Origin of the sequence: Streptomyces flavidovirens DSM 40150 (genome assembly GCF_000429085.1) — a bacterium.
GTDB classification, from domain to species: Bacteria; Actinomycetota; Actinomycetes; order Streptomycetales; family Streptomycetaceae; genus Streptomyces; species Streptomyces flavidovirens.
In genome coordinates this window covers 33,488-53,262 of the sequence record NZ_AUBE01000006.1, presented here as the reverse complement: position 1 = coordinate 53,262, position 19,775 = coordinate 33,488, and the positions used below count along the sequence as shown (strand labels likewise).

The window sequence follows — 19,775 nt, the reverse complement described above, 5'->3', positions numbered from 1 at the left end:
ACGCTTCGACAGTAGGCAGGAAGTCGTACTAATGGGCTGTCTGAATGCTCGTCAGTAGGCCATTGGCGACAAGGGCCCTCCTTCAAATCGGCCACGCGAGTGAAATTGATGGTTCTGGCGGGACCGGATCAGGACGGTTCGAAAGCGAAACGCAGCGTGCGGACGCGGTTGTCGAAGTTCGAGTCGACGAGTTCCGGAATTCCCACCGCCCGCAGATCTCGCGGCCGGGTCAGCAGTTCATGGAACAGCGCCTTCATCTCCTGCCGGGCCAGATGTGACCCCAGGCAGTAGTGCGGCCCGCCCCCGCCGTATCCCAGATGCGGATTCGGGTTCCGGGTGATGTCGAAGACATCGGGGTCCGTGAACACCGCTTCGTCGCGATTGGCGGAGGCGTAGAAGAGCACCACCTTCTCGCCGGGCCGAAATTCCCGGCCGCCCAGCGCGCATTCGGTCGTGACCGTACGGCGGAACTGGATGATCGGCGTCGAGTGGCGGACGATCTCGTCCACCGCCCCGTCGGCGTACTGCTCGAAATCCGCGGCCAACACCTCGCGCTGCTCGGGGTGTTCGGTGAGAAGCGTCAACCCGTGGGCGATCGCGTTGCGCGTGGTTTCCACCCCGGCGACCAGCAGCAGGGAGAAGAAGGCGCCGAGCTGGCGGGAGGAGAGCGACTGGCCGTCGATGTCCGCGCGTACCAGCGCCGAGATCAGGTCACCGGTGGGGTGGCGGCGGCGCTCACGGGCGAGCTTCGCCATGACGAGCTGCATATGGGCCAGGGCGCGCAGACCGCGTCCGGGCACCCGCAGCCGGGCCCGCACGCCGCGCCGCACGCCGACGTTCTCGGACGCGTGGTTGACGCGGTCGGCGATCTCGGGCCGGTAGCGCTCCGGGATTCCCATCAGGTTGCAGATGACCTCGAACGGCATACGGGAAGCGACCGACGGCACGAAGTCGCACGGCCGCTCGGCGAGCATCTCGTCCACCACACGCCTGGCGACGTCCCGGATGTCCTCCTCCGCGGCGGCGAGCAGGCGCGGCGTGAAGGCGCGGGAGACGATCCTGCGCATCGTGGCGTGCTCGGTGCCGTCCATGTTGACCATCGAGTTCCCGAACACCGCCTTGGCCCAGGCGGCCGGCTCCGGAGTGGTGACCCCCGGAGCGCTCGCGAACTGTCTCGGCTGCCGGCTCGCCTCCATCACGTCGGCGTGCTTCACCAGCGCGTAGAAGCCCTTGCCGGTTCTCCCGGCCCGGCGGGAGGAGCCCGGACTCTCCCCGAAGAGCACCGGGGCGTCGAGCCCGCGCAGCAGCGCGAAGGCCTTCAGCCGTTCGGAGCGCGGCAGTTGCCAGAACAGCGGATCGGCGAGATCGGCGTTGTGCGCGCGCAGCATCTGCTGCGTGGACGCCTGCGTCGGGATCTTCATACCCACACCCTTCAGGAGCTCGGGCGGTCGTTTTGGCCCGAACCAGTTGCTGCGGACGGGGGAACTATGCACTGGTTCGGGTGTTTGGCTCGTTCTTGCAGAGCAACAGCGTGTCTGCGAGGCAGAGGGAATTCACCTACCGATGAAGTTGACCACCCGAGGTTGTGTCGCGGCGGCATTTGAAGGGGACCTGGGTGCGCCGCGCGCCGTCTTGGAAGGCCCGGACTGAGGGGAGCGCCGGCCGCCTACGAGAACTGTTTCGCCGATGCGTCGTTGTTGTCAGCACCGAGGCATGCGTACGTCGAAAGAGTGGAACAACGCGAGCGGCAAGGGGTATTCAGCATGGACCTGATCACGCGCAGGAGCGCAGCGACCGTGCGAGGGGCCTCCCTGACGCGCCGCATTCTGCTGCGCGGCGCCTTCGCGGTGGGCGTGATCGCGGGCACCGCGGGGGCGCTCGCCCCCATCGTCACCAAGAGGCTCGTGGCGGGCACCCGCCCGGCGAACGGCCCGCAGGCGGCAGAGGCGGCGGGACTGGCAGAGGCGGCGGGGCCGACAGGGCTGGCAGGGGCGGCCGAGCCGGCCGGGGTGGCGGACGCGGCACAGGAGCGGTTCGCCGAGACATACCGCGGCCGGCACATCCAGGCGACCGCGAGGGCCGCGCTGCCCACGAGGCCGGCCTGCAAGGCAGACCGCGCCGGGGCGGCCGGTGACGCCATGACCGTCACCGCCGTACGAGACGTCGAGGTGCGCATCGACGGCCGGCCGCTGCACATCATGCGGCGCGCCGACGGCAGCTATCTGAGCCTGGTGAACCACTACGAGTCGTTCCCGACGCTCATCGGCGCGGCACGCGCCGCGGTGGACGAGCTGGGCGACGCCCAGTTGTCGGTGTCCCCCCAGCACAGCCTCTGAAGCCGGGAGGGCAGACGTGGTTTACACCCGGAAGAACCAGCGCGACCTCACCCGAACGGAGAAGAAGCGCCTGGTCAGTGCGCTCCTGGAACTCAAGCGCTCGGGGCGCTACGACGAGTTCGTGACCATGCACGGCCGGTACTACGTCCCGGACGCCGATGGCGGGCCGCGCGTCAGTCACATGGCGCCCTCCTTCCTCCCGTGGCACCGCCGCTTCCTCCTGGAGTTCGAGCGCGCCCTGCGGGCCGTCGATCCCGGTGTTTCGGTCCCGTACTGGGACTGGACGAAGGACAACACTCCGGCGGCCTCGCTGTGGGCCGAGGACTTCCTCGGAGGCAACGGCAGGGCCGGCGACAGGAAGGTGACGACGGGGGCGTTCGCCCACGCCAACGGGAACTGGAACCTCCGCAGACGGATCGGTGACCGCGCCTTCCTCACCCGCAACCTGGGCCGGCCCTCCGACCCCGTCTCGCTGCCCACCCGTCAGGACGTGGCCAAGGCGCTGAGCGACCCGCTGTACGACGCGGCGCCGTGGGACTCGACCGCGGCCAAGGGCTTCCGGAACAGGCTCGAGGGATGGGGGCGCGGCGGCACGGTCACGACGTACAACCACAACCGGGTCCACCGCTGGGTCGGCGGTGTGATGATGGGCGCCACTTCGCCCGACGACCCGGTTTTCTGGCTCCACCACGCCTTCCTGGACCTGCTCTGGGACCGCTGGCAGGAGGCCCACCCCCGCTCCGGTTATCTGCCGCGCGAGAAGCTGCCCGCGTCCGACCCGCAGCACGGGCGGGTCTTCAGCCTCAACGAGCCGATGCCGCCGTGGAATGTGACGCCCGCGCAACTGCTGGACCACAGCCGCGTCTACCGCTACGCCTAGGGTCTGTCCCCCATAATCCGCCGGACAGCTCCTACTCCTTTTCGAGCCGCGCGGGCAGGTCGAAGAGCGGGAACCAGCGCTTCGTGTCCAGGAAGGACGTGATCCCGCTGACCTTCCCGTCCACGATCTCGATGACCATGAGCGCCCACGGCTCGAAGCCGCCGTCGCCGGACTGGCTCGGGTGGTAGTGGGCGAAGGCCGGCGTGCCGTTGGCCACGACCGGCACCAGCTTGGAGCCCCGGCAGACCTCGCCGACGCCCAGCATCCAGCCGACGATGTTGTCGTGGCCCTGCAACCACAGGTCGTACGGCGGCATGGACAGCGTGGCGTCCTCGTGGAGCAGCGCGGTCAGGGCGGTCATGTCGTACCCCTCGAAGGCCGCAACGTACCGCTCCAGCAGCTTCCGCTGTTCCTCGTCCAGCGGATCGGCGGTGGCCGTCTCCTTGGAGCCGTGTTCGGCGATCGTCGCGCGGGCCCGCTGGAGCGCGCTGTTCACCGAAGCGACCGTCGTCTCCAGCAGCTCCGCGACCTCGCTCGCCTTCCAGGCCAGCACCTCGCGCAGGATCAGCACGGCCCGCTGCTTGGGCGGCAGGTGCTGGAGCGCGGCGACGAACGCGAGGCGCACGGTCTCGCGCGACACGGCCGTCTCGGCCGGGTCGGCCACCGAGGGCAGCACCCGCCCGTCCGGCACCGGCTCCAGCCAGGTGATCTCGGGACGGGAGTTGAGCGCGGCCTGCGCCACCGGGGTCGCGGCCGTGAGGTCCATGGGGCGGGCCCTGCGGTTGCCCGCGCTGAGCATGTCCAGGCATACGTTCGTCGCGATGCGGTACAGCCACGACCGCAGCGACGAGCGTCCCTCGAACTTGTCGAAGCTCCGCCACGCCCGGACCATCGTGTCCTGCACGGCGTCCTCCGCCTCGAAGGCGGACCCCAGCATCCGGTAGCAGTAGCCGGTCAGCTCGGTCCGGTGCTTCTCCAGCCGGGAATCCAGATCCTGCGTCGTCACGGCATCACTCATCGGTCCACCCCACTCGCCGCCTTTGGCACCAGCCCTTGGGAAGTTACCGGACCCCACTGACAATCATGGCCCAGCCGCGAAACCCGCCCCACCGGAGGGACTCAGGCCCGCGCCGCGCCCCTCGTCCGCAGCGCCACGAGCTGCCGCCGTTCGACCCTGGCGACCCGGGTCCCGTACAGCGTGATCGATACGACGCCGAGCACCGCGACCAGCCCGAGGAGCACGGTCCCCGCCCAGCCCCCGGCGTGGAAGGCCACCGCGCCGAGCGTGCCGCCGACGCTGCTGCCCAGGTAGTACGCCGACTGGTAGAGCGCGGACGCCTGCGCCCGCCCCGTCTTCGCCGTACGGCTGACCGAGGACGACGCCACCGCGTGCCCAGCGAAGAAACCGGCGGTGATCAGCACCAGGCCCGCCAGGACGGCGGCCAGCGAATCGGCCACCGAGAGCAGCAGACCGGCCGCCGTCGTCGAGACCGCCAGATACAGCGCGCCCCGGCGGCCCAGGCGGGCCACCAGCTTTCCGGCCGCCGCGGAGGAGACGGTACCGACGAGGTACACCAGGAAGACAGATCCGATGACGCCCTGCGGGAGGCTGAAGGGGGCCTCGACCAGCCGGTAGCCGATCACCGTGTAGACCGCGCCGAAGACCGTCATGAAGAGCGCGCCGATGGCGTACAGACGCAGCAGCAGAGGATCGGCGAGGTGACCGTGGACGGTCTTCGCCAGCGCCTTCGGGTTCAGCGAACCGGGCGTGAAGTGACGGGCCTTCGGCAGCAGCAGCCGGTAGACCACCACGCACACCACGGCCATCAGGCCGACGGCGGCGAGCGCCGCGCGCCAGTCCCACACCTGGGCGGCCCAGCCGGTGACGATGCGGCCGCTCATGCCGCCGATGGAGTTGCCCGCAACGAACAGCCCGATCGCCGCGATCAGCGCCTTCGGCCGGACCTCCTCCGCGAGATACGCCATCGCGGAAGCGGGCACACCGGCCAGCGCGGCGCCCTGCACGGCGCGCAGCGCCACCAGCCACTCCAGCGAGGGCGCGAAAGGAATCAGCAGGCCGACCGCGACGGCGACCGCCAGCGAGAGCGTCATCAGGCGGCTGCGCCCGAAGCGCTCCGAGAGGGCGCTCATCGGCAGGACGAACAGGGCCAGCGCACCCGTGGCGGCCGAGACGGTCCAGCTGGCGGCGCTCGCGCTCGCGCCGAAGTCGGCGGAGATCAGCGGCAGCAGCGCCTGGGTGGAGTAGAGGAGGGCGAAGGTCGCCACCCCGGCGGCGAAGAGCGCGAAGCTCATGCGGCGGTAGCCGGGGGAGGAGGGGGCGAGACGGGAGTCGGTTTCGACAACAACGGCGTCGGCGCCCACGTGGGTGGTGGACGCCTTGGTACTGGCAGAAGGCATGCATCGAACGTAGACACGGCAGCTTCATGCGTCCAATGCACAAACGCGCGATAATCAATCCCATGCTGCATAACCCGAGCTCACGGCCCCGGCTGTCACCCAGTAGTTACGAAGAAGACATTCAGCAGGTACTCGCGCCGCGCCTCGCCCACTTCGCGGCGGTCGCCCGCCACGAGCACGTCACCCGCGCCGCCCACGAGTTGGCCGTCCCGCAGTCGACGCTTTCGCGCGCCATGGTCAGGCTGGAGGAGGACCTGGGCGTCGCCCTCTTCGCCCGCAAGGGCCGCACGGTCTCCCTCACCCCCGCGGGCCGCACCTTCCTCACCACCGTCGAGCGCGCGCTGTCCGAGGTCGAGCGGGCGGCGGACTCGGTACGGGCCGACGCCGACCCCGCGACCGGCAAGGTCGCCTTCGGCTTCCTGCACACCATGGGCTCGGAAACCGTGCCCGGCTTGATCCGCGCGTTCCGCGCCGATCACCCACGGGTCCGCTTCCAGCTCGTCCAGAACTACGGCGAGGCCATGATCGAGCGGCTGCGCGCCGGCGACCTCGACCTGTGCCTGACCTCCCCCGTCCCGGACGCCCCCGACCTGGTCGCCCGCCGCCTCGACGAGCAGCGGCTGCGCCTGGTCGTCCCCGACGACCACCGCCTGGCCACCCGCAAGCGGGTGCGCCTCGCGGAGGCGGCCGACGAGGCGTTCGTCACCCTCGAACCCGGCTACGGGCTGCGGCGTATCACCGACGACCTGTGCGCCGAGGCGGGCTTCAAGCCGCGCGTCGCGTTCGAGGGCGAGGAGGCGGAGACGCTGCGCGGCCTGGTGGCAGCCGGGCTCGGCGTCGCCCTGCTGCCACCGCCGGCGGTGGCCCGGCCTGGCGTCAGGGAGCTGACGGTGACAGCCCCTCGCGCCGTACGCGAGATCGGCGTCGCCTGGCTGGACGGCCACCCGGACACGCCCCCGGTGGCGGCCTTCAAGCGCTTCCTGCTGTCGCGCCGGGGCCATCTCCTGCCGGAGTGAGTAACTGACCTTAGTGAGTGACTGACGTCAGTGAGTAACTGACATTACGGACTGACGGCGAGCACCATGTAGGCCGCGAGCAGCGACAGATGTACGCCCCCCTGGAGCGGCGTCGCGCGCCCCGGCACGATGGTCAGTGTGCCGACGGCCACCGTGAGCGCGAGCAGCACCATGTGCGAGGCGCCGAGGCCCAGCAGCAGCGGCCCCTCCAGCCAGACGGACGCCACGGCGACCGCCGGAATGGTCAGTCCGATGCTCGCCATGGCCGACCCGAGCGCCAGGTTCAGGCTGGTCTGCACCCGGTCGCGCCCGGCGGCCCGTACGGCGGCGATCGACTCGGGCAGCAGCACGAGCAGCGCGATCACGACACCCACCACCGAGGCGGGCAGCCCGGCCGCCTCAACCCCGGACTCGATCGTCGGGGACACGCCCTTCGCCAGCCCCACCACGGCGACCAGTGAGACGGCGAGCAGGCCGAGACTGAAGAGCGCGACCCGCTGCGACGGCGGGTCGGCATGCTGCTCCACGTCGATCACCTTGCCCTGCGTGGTCATGGGCAGGAAGTAGTCCCGGTGCCGCCAGGTCTGCGTCATCACGAACAGCCCGTAGAGCACCAGGGCCGCGAACGCCGCGAAGACGAGCTGCGCGGGGCTGAACCTCGGCCCCGGAGCGCTGGTGGTGAACGTCGGCAGGGCCAGGCTCAGCCCCGCCAGCGTCGCGACGGTGGCGAACGCGGCGCCGGTGCCCTCGGCGTTGAACACCGCCACCTTCCGCTTCAGCGAGCCGACGAGGAGGGAGAGTCCGACGATGCCGTTGCAGGTGATCATCACGGCGGCGAAGACGGTGTCCCTGGCCAGCGAACTGTTCTTGTCGCCGGCGCCGGCCATGAGCGTGACGATCAGGGCGACCTCGATGATCGTGACGGCCACGGCGAGGACGAGCGAGCCGAACGGTTCGCCCACCCGGTGAGCGACCACCTCGGCGTGATGTACGGCGGCGAGCACCGCGCCGGCCAGGAAGCCGGCCAGCAGCGCGACGACGGGCCCGGGCAGGTCGCGCCCCCAGGCGAAGACCATGAGCACGACGGCCAGCACGGGCACCGTGTTCGACCAGTGCGCGGCGCCGGCGCGGACCAGACGGATCATGCCACCGACCCTGACAGAGGGGTGCGCCGGGCGCGCGTCGTACGGCGCGGACGGCGGTGGCGGCGCTAGCGTCGAAGGCATGCCTACGCCGACCACTCCGCAGCCGCGTCCGCAGCCCGACCGCTACACGGTGGAGATCAAGCCCCGTGCGGCCGATGCGGCCGGCCATCCCGACCACGGGTCCACACTGCGGACGGCGGTCGTGGAAGCGACCGGCGGTACGGGGGCGTCTGGATACCCCCGCTACGAGGGTGACGGCGTGGCGGCCGACATCGACCCCCGCACGCGCGCGGTGGAAGCGATCACCCTGGACGGCGCGGAACTCCCGTACGGCTGGGTCGCCGAAGTCTCCCCACCGGAAGCCTGACCGGCCAACCCGCCGCGCGGAGCCTTTCCCCACCCCGCCCCTTCCCGAACTGGGGCGCTGCCCCAGACCCCGGTCCTCAAGCGCCGGACGGGCTGGAGGTGGCCGGGGTGTGCTGGGGCTCCGCTCCAGGCCTCGGTTCTCAAGTGTCGGACGGGCTGCGTGGTGAGCCGGGGTGTGCTGGGGCTCCGCCCCAAGCCCCGCTCCTCAAGCGCCGGAGGGGCTGGAGGGTGCCGCTGAGCGGGGATGTGTCTGCCGCGCGGTATATCCAGCTTGCCCCGGCGAATCCAGCCTGCCCGGCGTTTGAGGGCACGCCCGTAGGGCGTCCGGGGGCTGGGGCGGAGCCCTTCACGCGGGGAGCCCCTCACGCGCGGAGCCGCGGCGTGTCGCTGCGGGAAGGGGCGGGGTGGGGGGAGACCGCGACGGTGGGGCCAGGGGCCAGGGGCGTTACCGGCGTAGTGCGTGGCCGAAGCCGGAGGCCAGGGGCATGCGTAGGCCCAGTGGTGGCGGCGCCGCCAACGCGTCGGCCACCGGGCGGGCGTACCCCTGGCCCAGCAGCGCGCCCAGTACGAAATCGGCCGCAAGCGCCAGCACCTCCGGCCGGTGCTGGCGCAGCGAGTGGCCGTCGGAGTGGACCTCGAAGCGGCACGTGTCGCGGTTGACCTTCTTCGCCCGCTCCGCCAGCCGGTACGACAGCTCCGGATCGGTACGTTCGTCATTCGTGCCGTGCACGATCAGCACATGCCGCCCGGCCAGCTGCTTCACCGGCTCCGCCGCCGCCGCGACATCGTCGTCCGGCAGCCACGGCGCGAGCGCCAGCACGGAGTTGACGGCCGGATGGTCCGCCGCGTGCAGCGCCGCCCGGCCGCCCATGTCGATCCCCGCCAGGCACACCGGTACGTCGCCGTAGCGCCGTACGACCTCGTCCGCCGCCCACTTCGCGTCCGCCGCGAGCCGCGCGTCCGTACCGTTCCAGCCACGGCCGCGGTAGCGCACGACGTGCGCGACGAGCCCCTCGTCCCGCCCCGCCGCGGCCAGACTCCGTGCCAGCGGCCGCACACCGGCGTACGCCAGCGGGGACGGACCGCGCGCCGACAGCGGTTCGCCGGCGGGAAGCAGCAGGACCACACCGTGAACCGTGCGGTCACCGCCCCCGCCCGCTCCGCCCGCTCCGACCGCCCGGCCCAACCGGGCCCCGGAAACCGGGATTGCTTCCTGTGCCATGACAGAACAGTCTCAGAAGCGCAGGTGTACTCCACCCGTCCGCACGGTCACTGTTGCGTATCGACAGAGGCGATCTACGCGCGTAGGCAGTAGAGTGCGCAGATGACGAGCGAGACCACCACCACGCCCAGCGCGGACCAGATCCGCCGCGCCCCGAAGGTGCTGCTCCACGACCACCTCGACGGTGGTCTGCGGCCCGGCACGATCATCGACCTCGCCCGCGAGGCGGGTTACGACGCCCTCCCCGAGACCGACGCCGACAAGCTCGGCATCTGGTTCCGCGAGGCCGCCGACTCCGGTTCGCTGGAGCGTTACCTGGAGACCTTCGCGCACACCTGCGCCGTCATGCAGACGCGTGACGCGCTGTTCCGCGTCGCCGCCGAATGCGCCGAGGACCTCGCCGAGGACGGTGTCGTCTACGCCGAGATCCGGTACGCCCCCGAGCAGCACCTGGAGCAGGGGCTGACCCTCGAAGAGGTCGTCGAGGCCGTCACCGACGGATTCCGCGAGGGCGAGCGCCGCGCGAAGGCGAACGGCCACCGGATCAGGGTCGGCGCGCTGCTGACCGCGATGCGGCACGCCGCCCGCGCCCTGGAGATCGCCGAGCTCGCCAACCGCTACCGCGACAACGGCGTCGTCGGCTTCGACATCGCCGGCGCCGAGGCGGGCTTCCCACCCACCCGCCACCTCGACGCCTTCGAGTACCTCAAGCGCGAGAACAACCACTTCACGATCCATGCCGGTGAGGCCTTCGGGCTCCCCTCCATCTGGCAGGCACTCCAGTGGTGCGGCGCCGACCGGCTCGGTCACGGCGTACGCATCATCGACGACATCGAGGTCGCGGCCGACGGCACCGTCAAGCTGGGCCGCCTCGCCGCGTACGTGCGTGACAAGCGCATCCCGCTGGAGATGTGCCCGACGTCCAACCTCCAGACGGGCGCGGCCGACTCGTACGCCGCACACCCCATCGGGCTGCTGCGCACACTGCACTTCCGGACCACGGTCAACACCGACAATCGGCTGATGAGCGGCACCAGCATGAGCCGCGAGTTCGAGCACCTGGTCGAGGCTTTCGGTTACACGCTCGACGACATGCAGTGGTTCACAGTCAATGCGATGAAATCAGCATTCATTCCTTTCGACGAACGCCTTGCCATGATCAATGACGTGATCAAGCCCGGATACGCCGAGCTGAAATCCGAATGGCTGTTCCGGCAGACCGTCACCACCAGCGGTTCTTCCTCCGTCTGAGGCTGAGTACGCCGCACCCGAGGCGGCCGGGAACGTCAATTCCCGGCCGCCTTCACGTGTTTGCGGCGGAGACGGGGCGTGGCTAGCTTGCAGAGCCGCTCCCCCATTCCCCGTTTGCGAGGACGTTTTCTCCATGAAGCAGTCTGCTGCCAAGACCCTCGGTGCCGCCGCCCTCGGTGCTGCCTTCGCCGCTGCCGCCGCCGGCAGCGCCTCCGCCGCGCCGGTCGCCCCGGCCGTGCCCGACCTCACGGGCGCGGTCAGCTCCGCCACCACGACGCTGCCCGCGCAGGACGTCGCCGGCAAGCTCCCCGGCGGCGCCCCCGAGGCTCTGACCGGCGGGATGAGCGCGCTCACGGGATCCGCCACCACGCTGCCGGCGACCGCCGCCGAGTCCCTGGCCAAGGCCCGGGCGGCCGAGGCGAAGGGCGGGCCCGGCAGCGCCGACCCGGTCAAGGGCCTGCTCGGCGGCCTGCCGGCCGGCACCGCTCTGCCGGGCCTCGGCGGCTGACGCACCCGCTCGGCACAGCGACGTACCCGCTCGGCGCAGCGACGCACCGCACGCGGAAGGGGCGCGCACCGGAACCGAATCCGGTGCGCGCCCTTCGTGTGTCTGTCGTACGCGTTCGTACGCCGCCCTTACCAGGCGGTCTTACCAGGCGGTCTTCGTCGTCTTCTCGCCCGGCAGGAATACCCACAGCGCCAGGTACAGCAGGAACTGCGGCCCGGGCAGCAGGCACGAGGCCACGAAGATCACTCGCATCGTGGTCGCCGAGGTGCCGAAGCGCCGTGCCAGCGCAGCGCACACTCCGCCGATCACTCGGCCGTTACGGGGGCGGACAAGGGCGGTCATGGCGGGCTCCTCGCGAGCTGGTCCGGGGGTCACTTCCGGTGTGCCTCCCGATACATCCATACTGCTCGCCGAGAACGGTTCAAAGCGTCCCTCTACGGGGCGATCCCGACCCTGGGAATCGTCCGGGTAGGCCCCTGAGAAACCTCGTCCCGGCGCAGGACCCGGCCCTTCCCCGGTGCCCGCCGCCGCAGGCGGCGCAGTCGCGCCCGCCCCATCGGTACGACCGCCAGGTGCGCCAGCGCCACCCCGGCCGTGTTCAGCAGCAGCGAGTCCACATCGACGACCCGGCCGGGCACCCCGGTCTGGAGCAGCTCGATACCGAGCGAGAAGAGCGTCCCCGCCAGCGCCGTACGGGCCAGCGAGGCCACCGGCGACACATACAGCCGGCCCCCCGCCATCGGCAGCAGCACGCCCAGCGGCGCCAGCAGCAGAAGCCCCTCGCAGATACGTCGCGCCGCCCGGGCGGGACCGAGCGCCAGATCCGCCTCGATGCCGGCCAGCGGCTGGAAGTTCGGTGCGGTCACCCAGGGGACGTCCAGGGGGCGCAGCGTCAGTAACGCCACGAGCAGCAGATGCGCGACGAGGAGTAAGCCTCCCGCCGCGCGGAGGCGGATGATGACGGCACTGCCGTCCGAGCCATGTCGCACGCCCCCCAAGACGCGGACGCCGGTGGGATCGGTTCCGCCTGGGCGGCAGTGTGACGAGCCAGGCACGCACACCGGCCGGACGGTTCCGGCGGATCAGCGCGAAGGTCGGATCTCACCCAGTGTCGGCAGCACCGATTCGGGCCTGGCCTTGAGCGCCGCCGTGCACTGGTAACCGCGCACCGGGTCGTCGGAGGGGCCGCCCAGCACCACCGACCGGTCCGGTCCGGCCGCCGCGCTGTCCGCGTACGTACAGATGATCTGCGCCAGCGCGTGGGTGGGCAGGTCCTCCGGCTCGCTGCTCAGCCGCAACGCGTCGCGGGGGTCACCCTTGCGACCCCTGGAAACGGCCAGTGTCTCCCGTACATCCGTGGTGAAACCCGCCTGCTTCTCCTCGTCCGAGGGTTCCTTCTTGAGCTCGTCGAGGAGTGTCTGCGCGACCCGCACCCGGTCGGACAGCTTCTCCTCGGGTATCCGCACCGCCCGGTCCACCGGGACGAGTTGCGCCCCGCAGACCAGATACACCTGGAGCGGTACGCCGGAGGCCCCCTCGCCGGCGGGCTCCTGTTCCGACAGCTCGCACGGCACGCGGGACGGCGCGGCGCCCGCGTCGACCGGCACCGAAGTGGTCCGGATCCCGCACCCGGCGAGCGCGGCGCCGAGCGCGGCGAGGGCCGTGAGACGGGTCAGTCCGCGCTTCACTGGCTGTCGCCCTCCTGTCCGTCCCGCACGCCGCCGTCCCCTCCGTCGTCCCCGTCTCCGTCCCCGTCCGCTGTCCGTGACACGTCGAGCGGCAGTCGCAGTACGAAGACGGCGCCGCCCTCCGGCGAGTTCGACGCGGTGATGTCCCCGCCGTGGATGTGCGCGTTCTCCATGGCGATGGACAGGCCGAGCCCGCTGCCCTCGGAGCGCGGCCGTGACGCGCTCGCCTTGTAGAAGCGGTCGAAGACGTGCGGCAGTACGTCCTCGGGGATGCCGGGCCCGTGGTCCCGTACCTCGATCAGCAGCTCGTGGCCGACGGGCCGCACCGACACCCGCACCGGGGAGCCCCCGTGCTTGAGCGCGTTCCCGATCAGGTTCGCCAGGATCACGTCCAGCCGGCGCGGGTCGAGGCGCGCCATGATGCCGCGCTCGGCGTCGAGATCCACCGCGTCCAGCCACGCCCGCGCGTCGATGCAGGCGGTCACCTGGTCGGCCACGTCGACGTCGTCGAGGACGAGCCGGGCTGTACCCGCGTCGAAGCGGGTCACCTCCATGAGGTTCTCCACCAGGTCGTTCAGCCGCCTCGTCTCGCTCACCACCAGGTGCACGGCGGGCGCGATCATCGGGTCGAGGCTGTCCGCCTCGTCCTCCAGGACCTCCGCCACCGCCGTGATCGCGGTCAGCGGCGTACGCAGTTCGTGCGACATGTCGGCGACGAAGCGGCGGCTCGACTCCTCCCGCGCGCTCATGTCCGCGACCTTCTTCTCCAGCGACTCGGCGGCCTTGTTGAACGTCCGCGACAGATCGGCCAGTTCGTCCGTCCCCGACACCCGCAACCGCGTGTCGAGCTTGCCCTCACCCAGGCGCCGCGCCGCGTCCCCGAGCCGCTGCACGGGCTTGAGCACGGTCGTCGCGGCCGCCTGCGCGAGCAGCGCGGAGCCCAGCAGGGCGAGCGCGGTGGCGATCGCGAGGGACCAGGCCAGCGAGTTGAGGTCGTCGCGCTCCTGCTCCAGGGACGTGACCATGTAACCGGTGGGCCCGCCGCCGATCACCTTCGTGCCCGCCACCAGGGACGGCTTCCCCTTCGGGCTGACGCGCACCCAGTACAGGTGGTACGGAAACTCATTGGCCTCCGTGACCTTCTGCCGCCGGTTCACCGCGTCCTGAAGCTCCTGCGGTACGTCCTTCAGCGTCAGGACATCGCTGTCCGAGGTGACCGCGATCGGCTTGCCCGGCTCCCGCTCGTCCACCAGCAGCACGCTGTAGCCGGGGCTGCCCCCCGCCGCCATCTGCGTCGCGGCCGCCTGGAGTTCGGCCTGCGTGGGCCGCAGCGGCAGCGTGGCCGCGCGGTTCTGCATCTCCTGGCGGAAGCTGCTCAGCGCCGCGTCCTGGGTACGGGTCAGTACGGCCTCGCGGTTGAGCCAGTACGCGATGCCCGACGCCGAGACGGCAGCCGTCAGCGCCACCAGGGCGAACACGACGACGAGCCGCAGCCGCAGACTGGTCCAGCGCGGCCCCGCCTGCGGGGATTTCGCCGGGGCAGCGCTCACGAAGGCGAGTCCAGCCGGTAGCCGACGCCACGGACCGTACGGATGAGGGTCGGCGACGACGGTACGTCCTCGACCTTGGCCCGCAGCCGCTGAACGCACGCGTCGACCAGCCGCGAGTCACCAAGGTAGTCGTGCTCCCACACCAGCCGCAGCAACTGCTGCCGGGACAACGCCTGTCCGGGGCGGCGGCTCAGCTCCAGGAGCAGCCGCAGTTCGGTCGGCGTGAGCTGAAGATCCTCGCCGTTCTTGGTGACCGTCATCGCCGACCGGTCGATCGTCACGTTGCCGAAGACGGCGGCGTCATTGGCCTCCCGCTCGCCCCGCCGCAGTACCGCGCGGATACGGGCGTCGAGGACCCGCCCCTGCACCGGCTTGACAACGTAGTCGTCGGCGCCCGACTCCAGGCCGACCACCACATCGATGTCGTCGCTGCGCGCGGTCAGCAGGATGATCGGCAACTGGTCGGTGCGCCTGATGCGACGGCACACCTCGAACCCGTCGATACCGGGCAGCATCACGTCCAGCACGATCAGATCCGGCCGCTGCTCGCGCAGCAGTTTCAGGCCGTCCTCTCCCGTCGCCGCGGTGGCCACTCGGTGGCCCTGGCGTGACAGCGAGAGTTCGAGGGCCGTGCGGATGGCGTCGTCGTCCTCGATCAGCAACAGGAAAGGCACAGAGGTCATTCTGGCCCATGGGGAAGGGCGACTTCGACAGTTGGGCCACTCGCATCGCGCTCCCGTCCCTGTGACAGGCCTGTGACAGTCGGCGGACACCGCCATGAAACTGGCCCGGCAAGCTCATTGGCACACGGACAGCAACGGACTCCATTGACGGGGGGCGCGAGATGAACGCACTGCACAGCACCACCTCCAGCGCAGTTGTCACGCGTCTCCACGACGTCACGAGGAGCACCGAGAAGTCCGGTGCCGTGGGCGGCGGGCGGGGGTGCGCTCGCGGCATCGGTCGCCAGCGCACGCAGTCTCTGCACGTGGCCGCGGTGCCGGACAGTTCTGTGGGGGGCAACGGGGGGTACGGGGGCAACGGGGGATACGGGGGAGCGGCGTACCGGGAGGCCACGGGGGAAGGCACTTCGGTGTCGGAGGCGGAGTTCACCGCCTACGTCCAGGAGCGCCGCGCCTCCCTGTACGCGACCGCCTACCACCTGACCGGGGACCGGTACGAGGCCGAGGACCTGCTGCAGAGCGCCCTCTTCTCGACGTACCGCGCCTGGGACAGGATCAGCGACAAGGCGGCGGTCGGCGGCTATCTGCGCCGCACCATGACGAACCTGCACATCAGCGCCTGGCGCAGGCGCAAGCTCAACGAATACCCGACCGAGGAACTGCCGGAGACGGCGAACGACACGGACGCGATGCGCGGCACCGAACTGCGCGCCGTGCTCTGGCAGGCGCTCGCCCGGCTGCCCGAACTCCAGCGCACGATGCTGGTCCTGCGGTACTACGAGGGCCGCACCGACCCGGAGATCGCGGACATCCTCGACATCAGTGTCGGCACGGTCAAGAGCAGCATCTGGCGCTCCCTGCGCCGGCTGCGCGAGGACGAGGTCCTCAGCTTCGGCCGTGACGAGGAAGAGTCCTTCGGCGAGCTGGTGGCCTGAAGGTAACGGGGGATACGGGGGCCGCCGTCTCGGGGGAGACGGCGGAGCACGGGGGAAGCGCGGCGGGGCCGTACAGGCGGGGGAGCCTGTACGACCCCGCCGCGCTGTGCTGCGGGGGTGCGGGCGGGGTAGCGCCGCAGGGCCAGCCCGGCGGCCTCTGCCGGCCTTCGGCGGGCAGGCCTTAGCGCACTGCCGGGGTGCGGTGGCGGCCCGCCGCGGCGGCCGCGAGGCGGCCCAGTGCCTCCGCCTTCGCGCAGGGGTACGCCCCGAGCGCCGTCTGGCGCCCCACGATCGCCCGCTCGGCCCGCATCAGCCGCCACCCCCTGCGCAGCAGGAACGGCACCGACTTGCGTCCCTCCCGGAGATCCCGCAGCAGCCGCCGCCGGAAGGTCGTCGCCGGACGCCCGCGCAGACAGAGCGCGTCAGCGAGTACGCCCAGCTCCTGGCAGCGCGCCACCACGTCCGCCGCGAAGATCCCCTCCGCCACGAACAACGGCGTGCGCTCGATGTCCAGCGCCTCCCTGCCCACGATGGAGCTGGTGGCGATGGAGTACACCGGAACGTTCGTACGCCCCGTACGGCACAGCTCCCCGATGGCCGCCACGGCGGCGTCCGCGTCCCAGGACAGCGGGGAGTCCCAGTCGATGTCCGTGCTCCCCTCCACCCGCGGGAGCGTGGGATCGTCACCCTCTTTGTAGAAGTCGTCGAGGCGCAGCACGGGCAGGCCCGAACGGGCGGCCAGCGACGACTTTCCGGAGCCGGAGGGACCGGTCAGCAGGACGACGTGCGTGGGTACGGGGGATGAACTCACGGGCAACCATTCTGCGGCATTGAGCCGGCCGGGGGACCCCACCGGGGAGACGTTGGTATCGAGCGTCACACCTCACCTACTCTGCGTGGGCACTTGATTACCCACTCAGGCAGGAATCCCATGGCACGTCACGCACGCCCCAAGTCCCAGCGGACCGCTCTGCTGCGCGCAGGTCTGGCCGTCACCGCGGCCGGTGCGGCCCTTGCCGCGGGCGGCGGTGCGGCGCAGGCCGCGCCGGCGCCGGAGGAGACCGGGATCGACGCACCTCTGCCGCATCTCCATGCGGAGAAAACGATGGAGGCCCTGGCCGGCGGGCTGAGGGCCGCGGCCGTCAGCGGTGTCGGCCCGGTCAAGGACGCCCCCCTGAACCCGCTCGCCGGGACGGGCGTGGACCCGCTGGACAACGGACTGGGCACGCAGGTCGCCGACTTCCAGCCGGTCAGCACGAGGGCGGCCACCGCCCCGCTCACGCAGGCCGACACGCTGCGGGAGCTGCCGCTGGCGGGTCCGGCGACCGGTGTGCTGCCGGGCTGATCCGGCTGCCGGGGACACGGACGGGCCCGTACCGCCGCTCGGCGATACGGGCCCGTCCGCATGGGGTCAGTAGGCGGAGCCCGACGCGCCCAGCGTGCCCGTCGGGTGCCACACCGTCTTCATTTCGAGGAAGGCCGTCAGGCGGTGCGTGCCGGGGTCGGCCGACCAGTCCGCCGCGGTCCCGTCCACAGGCTGTGGACGCAGAACCCGCTTGAGGTTGTCCGCGGCGGCGATCTCCAGATCGCGCGCCAGGTCGGCGTCCGCGCCCGTCAGGTCGATCGCGTTGACGTCCTGGTGCGAGGCGAGCGGCACCGCGATCTCGCGCGTACGCCCGGTCAGGATGTTGACCACACCGCCCGGCAGGTCGGACGTGGCCAGGACCTCGCCGAGGGAGAGCGCCGGCAGCGGGGACTTCTCGGAAGCGATGACCACGGCCGTGTTGCCCGTCGCGATCACGGGGGCGATCACCGAGACGAGGCCCAGGAAGGACGACTCCTGGGGCGCCACGACGGTGACGACGCCCGTGGGCTCGGGGGTGGACAGGTTGAAGAACGGGCCCGCCACCGGGTTCGCGCCGCCCACGATCTGGGCGATCTTGTCGGTCCAGCCCGCGTACCAGACCCAGCGGTCGATGGCGGCCTCCACGACGTCGGCCGCCTTCGACTTCGACAGACCCTCCGCGTGCGTCACCTCGTGCACGAACTGGCTCTTGCGGCCCTCCAGCATCTCGGCGACGCGGTAGAGGACCTGGCCCCGGTTGTACGCCGTCGCACCCGACCACGCGCCGAACGCCTTGCGGGCGGCGACGACCGCGTCACGGGCGTCCTTGCGGGACGACAGGGGGGCGTTGGCCAGCCACTTGTCCTTCGAGTCCGTCACTTCGTACACCCGGCCGCTCTCGGAGCGGGGGAACTTGCCCCCGACGTACAGCTTGTAGGTCTTGAGGACAGTCAAGCGGTCAGACATCGAGGTACGCCTCCAGGCCGTGACGGCCGCCTTCGCGGCCGTAGCCCGACTCCTTGTAACCGCCGAAGGGCGAGGTCGGGTCGAACTTGTTGAACGTGTTGGCCCAGATCACGCCCGCGCGAAGCTTGTTCGCGACCGCGAGGATCCGCGAGCCCTTCTCCGTCCAGATGCCGGCGGACAGGCCGTACTGCGTGTTGTTCGCCTTGGCGACCGCCTCGTCGGGGGTGCGGAAGGAGAGCACGGAGAGGACCGGGCCGAAGATCTCGTCGCGTGCGACGGTGTGCGCCTGCGTGACGCCCGTGAAGAGCGTCGGCGCGAACCAGTAGCCGGAGGAGGGCAGGTCGCAGGGCGCCGACCAGCGCTCGGCGCCCTCCGCCTCGCCGGTGTCGGCGAGTGCGGTGATACGGGCGAGCTGCTCGGCGGAGTTGATCGCGCCGATGTCGGTGTTCTTGTCCAGCGGGTCGCCCAGGCGCAGCGTGGAGAGCCGGCGCTTGAGGGATTCGAGCAGCTCGTCCTGGATCGACTCCTGGACCAGGAGGCGCGAGCCCGCGCAGCAGACCTGGCCCTGGTTGAAGAAGATGCCGGTGACGATGCCCTCTACGGCCTGGTCGATGGGGGCGTCGTCGAAGACGATGTTCGCGCCCTTGCCGCCGAGTTCGAGGGTGACCTTCTTGTGCGTGCCCGCCACCTGGCGGGCGATCGCCTTGCCAACGGCCGTGGAGCCGGTGAAGGCGACCTTGTTCACGTCCGGGTGCTCGACGAGTGCGGCGCCCGCCTCCCCGTAACCGGGAATGATGTTGACGACGCCCTTGGGCAGGCCCGCCTGGCGGCAGATGTCCGCGAAGAACAGGGCGGAGAGGGGGGTCGTCTCGGCGGGCTTCAGGACGACCGTGTTGCCGGTGGCGAGCGCCGGGGCGATCTTCCACGCGAGCATCAGGAGGGGGAAGTTCCAGGGGATGACCTGGCCCGCGACACCGAGCGGGCGCGGGTTGGCGCCGTACCCCGCGTGGTCGAGCTTGTCGGCCCAGCCCGCGTAGTAGAAGAAGTGCGCGGCGACCAGGGGGAGGTCCGCGTCTCGGGTCTCCTTGATCGGCTTGCCGTTGTCGAGGGTCTCCAGGACGGCCAGCTCACGCGAGCGCTCCTGGATGATCCGCGCGATACGGAAGAGGTACTTGGCGCGCTCGGAGCCGGGCAGCGCCGACCACTTCTCGAACGCCCTGCGGGCCGCCTTCACGGCGCGGTCCACGTCCTCGGCGCCCGCGCGGGCGACCTCGGAGAGAACCTCCTCGGTGGACGGCGAGATGGTCTTGAAGACCTTGCCGTCGGCCGCGTCGGTGAACTCGCCGTCGATGAACAGGCCGTAGGAGGGAGCGATGTCGACTACCGAGCGGGACTCGGGAGCAGGGGCGTACTCGAATGCGGGTGCGGGTGCGGGTGCGGGTGCGGGTGCGGATGCGGATGCCATG

Annotated in this window: 21 protein-coding genes; 8 read left to right on the top strand and 13 right to left on the bottom strand. The window is 71.0% G+C overall.

Going from position 1 to position 19,775, the window contains the following annotated elements; genetic code table 11:
- Nucleotides 1-128: 128 nt before the first annotated feature.
- Nucleotides 129-1,421, bottom strand: coding sequence for a cytochrome P450 (locus G412_RS0111360; protein WP_028812207.1), 1,293 nt, complete (start codon nucleotides 1,419-1,421; stop codon nucleotides 129-131).
- Between the two features lie 342 nt (nucleotides 1,422-1,763).
- Between G412_RS0111360 and G412_RS0111355 the strand changes: the two genes are divergently transcribed.
- Nucleotides 1,764-2,336, top strand: a complete 573-nt coding sequence (locus G412_RS0111355; RefSeq protein ID WP_051338289.1) for a tyrosinase family oxidase copper chaperone — start codon at nucleotides 1,764-1,766, stop codon at nucleotides 2,334-2,336.
- 16 nt (nucleotides 2,337-2,352) lie between these two features.
- On the top strand, nucleotides 2,353-3,216 hold the full coding sequence (locus G412_RS0111350; RefSeq protein ID WP_028812205.1) for a tyrosinase family protein: 864 nt from the start codon (nucleotides 2,353-2,355) through the stop codon (nucleotides 3,214-3,216).
- A 31-nt stretch (nucleotides 3,217-3,247) separates the two neighbouring features.
- Here the strand turns inward: G412_RS0111350 and G412_RS0111345 are convergent, their stop codons facing one another.
- Complete coding sequence (locus G412_RS0111345) at nucleotides 3,248-4,234, bottom strand: sigma-70 family RNA polymerase sigma factor (protein WP_028812204.1); 987 nt, start codon at nucleotides 4,232-4,234, stop codon at nucleotides 3,248-3,250.
- Between the two features lie 101 nt (nucleotides 4,235-4,335).
- Nucleotides 4,336-5,634: an MFS transporter gene (locus tag G412_RS0111340; protein ID WP_028812203.1), complete on the bottom strand. Its 1,299-nt coding sequence runs from the start codon at nucleotides 5,632-5,634 to the stop codon at nucleotides 4,336-4,338.
- A 62-nt stretch (nucleotides 5,635-5,696) separates the two neighbouring features.
- Here G412_RS0111340 and G412_RS0111335 point away from each other — a divergent pair, with 62 nt between their 5' ends.
- A complete protein-coding gene (locus G412_RS0111335) occupies nucleotides 5,697-6,650 on the top strand; it encodes a LysR family transcriptional regulator (protein ID WP_028812202.1) in 954 nt (317 codons plus the stop codon).
- A 44-nt stretch (nucleotides 6,651-6,694) separates the two neighbouring features.
- Here G412_RS0111335 and G412_RS0111330 read toward each other — a convergent pair whose 3' ends face one another.
- Nucleotides 6,695-7,795 (bottom strand): calcium:cation antiporter, encoded by a 1,101-nt coding sequence (locus tag G412_RS0111330; protein ID WP_028812201.1) that lies wholly within the window; start codon nucleotides 7,793-7,795, stop codon nucleotides 6,695-6,697.
- Nucleotides 7,796-7,874: 79 nt separating this feature from the next.
- Between G412_RS0111330 and G412_RS0111325 the strand changes: the two genes are divergently transcribed.
- Nucleotides 7,875-8,162, top strand: a complete 288-nt coding sequence (locus tag G412_RS0111325) for a hypothetical protein (protein WP_051338288.1) — start codon at nucleotides 7,875-7,877, stop codon at nucleotides 8,160-8,162.
- A gap of 444 nt (nucleotides 8,163-8,606) precedes the next feature.
- On the opposite strand, the gene G412_RS0111320 is transcribed toward G412_RS0111325, so the two are convergent.
- Nucleotides 8,607-9,383, bottom strand: coding sequence for an alpha/beta fold hydrolase (locus G412_RS0111320; RefSeq protein WP_078606915.1), 777 nt, complete (start codon nucleotides 9,381-9,383; stop codon nucleotides 8,607-8,609).
- A 102-nt stretch (nucleotides 9,384-9,485) separates the two neighbouring features.
- On the opposite strand from G412_RS0111320, the gene G412_RS0111315 reads away from it, so the two are divergent.
- Complete coding sequence (locus G412_RS0111315; protein ID WP_028812198.1) at nucleotides 9,486-10,634, top strand: adenosine deaminase; 1,149 nt, start codon at nucleotides 9,486-9,488, stop codon at nucleotides 10,632-10,634.
- A gap of 133 nt (nucleotides 10,635-10,767) precedes the next feature.
- Entirely contained in the window at nucleotides 10,768-11,142 is a 375-nt protein-coding gene (locus tag G412_RS0111310; protein ID WP_028812197.1) for a hypothetical protein, read from the top strand.
- Nucleotides 11,143-11,283: 141 nt separating this feature from the next.
- Here G412_RS0111310 and G412_RS0111305 read toward each other — a convergent pair whose 3' ends face one another.
- The 5 genes from G412_RS0111305 to afsQ1 all read right to left on the bottom strand — a co-directional run bounded on the left by G412_RS0111305 (nucleotide 11,284) and on the right by afsQ1 (nucleotide 15,054).
- Entirely contained in the window at nucleotides 11,284-11,484 is a 201-nt protein-coding gene (locus G412_RS0111305; protein WP_028812196.1) for a PspC domain-containing protein, read from the bottom strand.
- Nucleotides 11,485-11,576: 92 nt separating this feature from the next.
- Nucleotides 11,577-12,131: a VanZ family protein gene (locus G412_RS0111300; protein ID WP_037648509.1), complete on the bottom strand. Its 555-nt coding sequence runs from the start codon at nucleotides 12,129-12,131 to the stop codon at nucleotides 11,577-11,579.
- 93 nt (nucleotides 12,132-12,224) lie between these two features.
- Entirely contained in the window at nucleotides 12,225-12,830 is a 606-nt protein-coding gene (locus G412_RS0111295; protein WP_028812194.1) for a hypothetical protein, read from the bottom strand.
- Nucleotides 12,827-14,380 (bottom strand): sensor histidine kinase, encoded by a 1,554-nt coding sequence (locus G412_RS0111290; protein WP_028812193.1) that lies wholly within the window; start codon nucleotides 14,378-14,380, stop codon nucleotides 12,827-12,829. The genes G412_RS0111295 and G412_RS0111290 overlap by 4 nt, the downstream gene beginning before the upstream one ends.
- Nucleotides 14,377-15,054, bottom strand: a complete 678-nt coding sequence (gene afsQ1, locus G412_RS0111285; protein WP_176733210.1) for a two-component system response regulator AfsQ1 — start codon at nucleotides 15,052-15,054, stop codon at nucleotides 14,377-14,379. The genes G412_RS0111290 and afsQ1 overlap by 4 nt, the downstream gene beginning before the upstream one ends.
- Nucleotides 15,055-15,224: 170 nt before the next feature.
- On the opposite strand from afsQ1, the gene G412_RS34035 reads away from it, so the two are divergent.
- Nucleotides 15,225-15,998, top strand: coding sequence for a SigE family RNA polymerase sigma factor (locus G412_RS34035; RefSeq protein WP_028812191.1), 774 nt, complete (start codon nucleotides 15,225-15,227; stop codon nucleotides 15,996-15,998).
- 181 nt (nucleotides 15,999-16,179) lie between these two features.
- Here the strand turns inward: G412_RS34035 and G412_RS0111275 are convergent, their stop codons facing one another.
- Nucleotides 16,180-16,815: an ATP-binding protein gene (locus G412_RS0111275; RefSeq protein ID WP_244282918.1), complete on the bottom strand. Its 636-nt coding sequence runs from the start codon at nucleotides 16,813-16,815 to the stop codon at nucleotides 16,180-16,182.
- 114 nt (nucleotides 16,816-16,929) lie between these two features.
- Here G412_RS0111275 and G412_RS0111270 point away from each other — a divergent pair, with 114 nt between their 5' ends.
- Entirely contained in the window at nucleotides 16,930-17,343 is a 414-nt protein-coding gene (locus G412_RS0111270; protein ID WP_028812189.1) for a hypothetical protein, read from the top strand.
- A 66-nt stretch (nucleotides 17,344-17,409) separates the two neighbouring features.
- On the opposite strand, the gene G412_RS0111265 is transcribed toward G412_RS0111270, so the two are convergent.
- Nucleotides 17,410-18,309 (bottom strand): aldehyde dehydrogenase family protein, encoded by a 900-nt coding sequence (locus G412_RS0111265; RefSeq protein WP_028812188.1) that lies wholly within the window; start codon nucleotides 18,307-18,309, stop codon nucleotides 17,410-17,412.
- Nucleotides 18,302-19,774, bottom strand: a complete 1,473-nt coding sequence (locus tag G412_RS0111260) for an aldehyde dehydrogenase family protein (RefSeq protein WP_028812187.1) — start codon at nucleotides 19,772-19,774, stop codon at nucleotides 18,302-18,304. Before G412_RS0111260 ends, G412_RS0111265 begins: the two co-directional genes overlap by 8 nt.
- Nucleotide 19,775 lies beyond the last annotated feature (1 nt).

What these genes read in the sequence shown, in the direction of transcription:
- G412_RS0111360 (WP_028812207.1), bottom strand. Translation starts at nt 1,421, where the DNA reads ATGAAGATCCCGACGCAGGCGTCCACGCAGCAGATGCTGCGCGCGCAC.
- G412_RS0111355 (WP_051338289.1), top strand. Translation starts at nt 1,764, where the DNA reads ATGGACCTGATCACGCGCAGGAGCGCAGCGACCGTGCGAGGGGCCTCC.
- G412_RS0111345 (WP_028812204.1), bottom strand. Translation starts at nt 4,234, where the DNA reads ATGAGTGATGCCGTGACGACGCAGGATCTGGATTCCCGGCTGGAGAAG.
- G412_RS0111340 (WP_028812203.1), bottom strand. Translation starts at nt 5,634, where the DNA reads ATGCCTTCTGCCAGTACCAAGGCGTCCACCACCCACGTGGGCGCCGAC.
- G412_RS0111335 (WP_028812202.1), top strand. Translation starts at nt 5,697, where the DNA reads ATGCTGCATAACCCGAGCTCACGGCCCCGGCTGTCACCCAGTAGTTAC.
- G412_RS0111330 (WP_028812201.1), bottom strand. Translation starts at nt 7,795, where the DNA reads ATGATCCGTCTGGTCCGCGCCGGCGCCGCGCACTGGTCGAACACGGTG.
- G412_RS0111325 (WP_051338288.1), top strand. Translation starts at nt 7,875, where the DNA reads ATGCCTACGCCGACCACTCCGCAGCCGCGTCCGCAGCCCGACCGCTAC.
- G412_RS0111320 (WP_078606915.1), bottom strand. Translation starts at nt 9,383, where the DNA reads ATGGCACAGGAAGCAATCCCGGTTTCCGGGGCCCGGTTGGGCCGGGCG.
- G412_RS0111315 (WP_028812198.1), top strand. Translation starts at nt 9,486, where the DNA reads ATGACGAGCGAGACCACCACCACGCCCAGCGCGGACCAGATCCGCCGC.
- G412_RS0111310 (WP_028812197.1), top strand. Translation starts at nt 10,768, where the DNA reads ATGAAGCAGTCTGCTGCCAAGACCCTCGGTGCCGCCGCCCTCGGTGCT.
- G412_RS0111305 (WP_028812196.1), bottom strand. Translation starts at nt 11,484, where the DNA reads ATGACCGCCCTTGTCCGCCCCCGTAACGGCCGAGTGATCGGCGGAGTG.
- G412_RS34035 (WP_028812191.1), top strand. Translation starts at nt 15,225, where the DNA reads ATGAACGCACTGCACAGCACCACCTCCAGCGCAGTTGTCACGCGTCTC.
- G412_RS0111270 (WP_028812189.1), top strand. Translation starts at nt 16,930, where the DNA reads ATGGCACGTCACGCACGCCCCAAGTCCCAGCGGACCGCTCTGCTGCGC.
- G412_RS0111265 (WP_028812188.1), bottom strand. Translation starts at nt 18,309, where the DNA reads ATGTCTGACCGCTTGACTGTCCTCAAGACCTACAAGCTGTACGTCGGG.
- G412_RS0111260 (WP_028812187.1), bottom strand. Translation starts at nt 19,774, where the DNA reads ATGGCATCCGCATCCGCACCCGCACCCGCACCCGCACCCGCACCCGCA.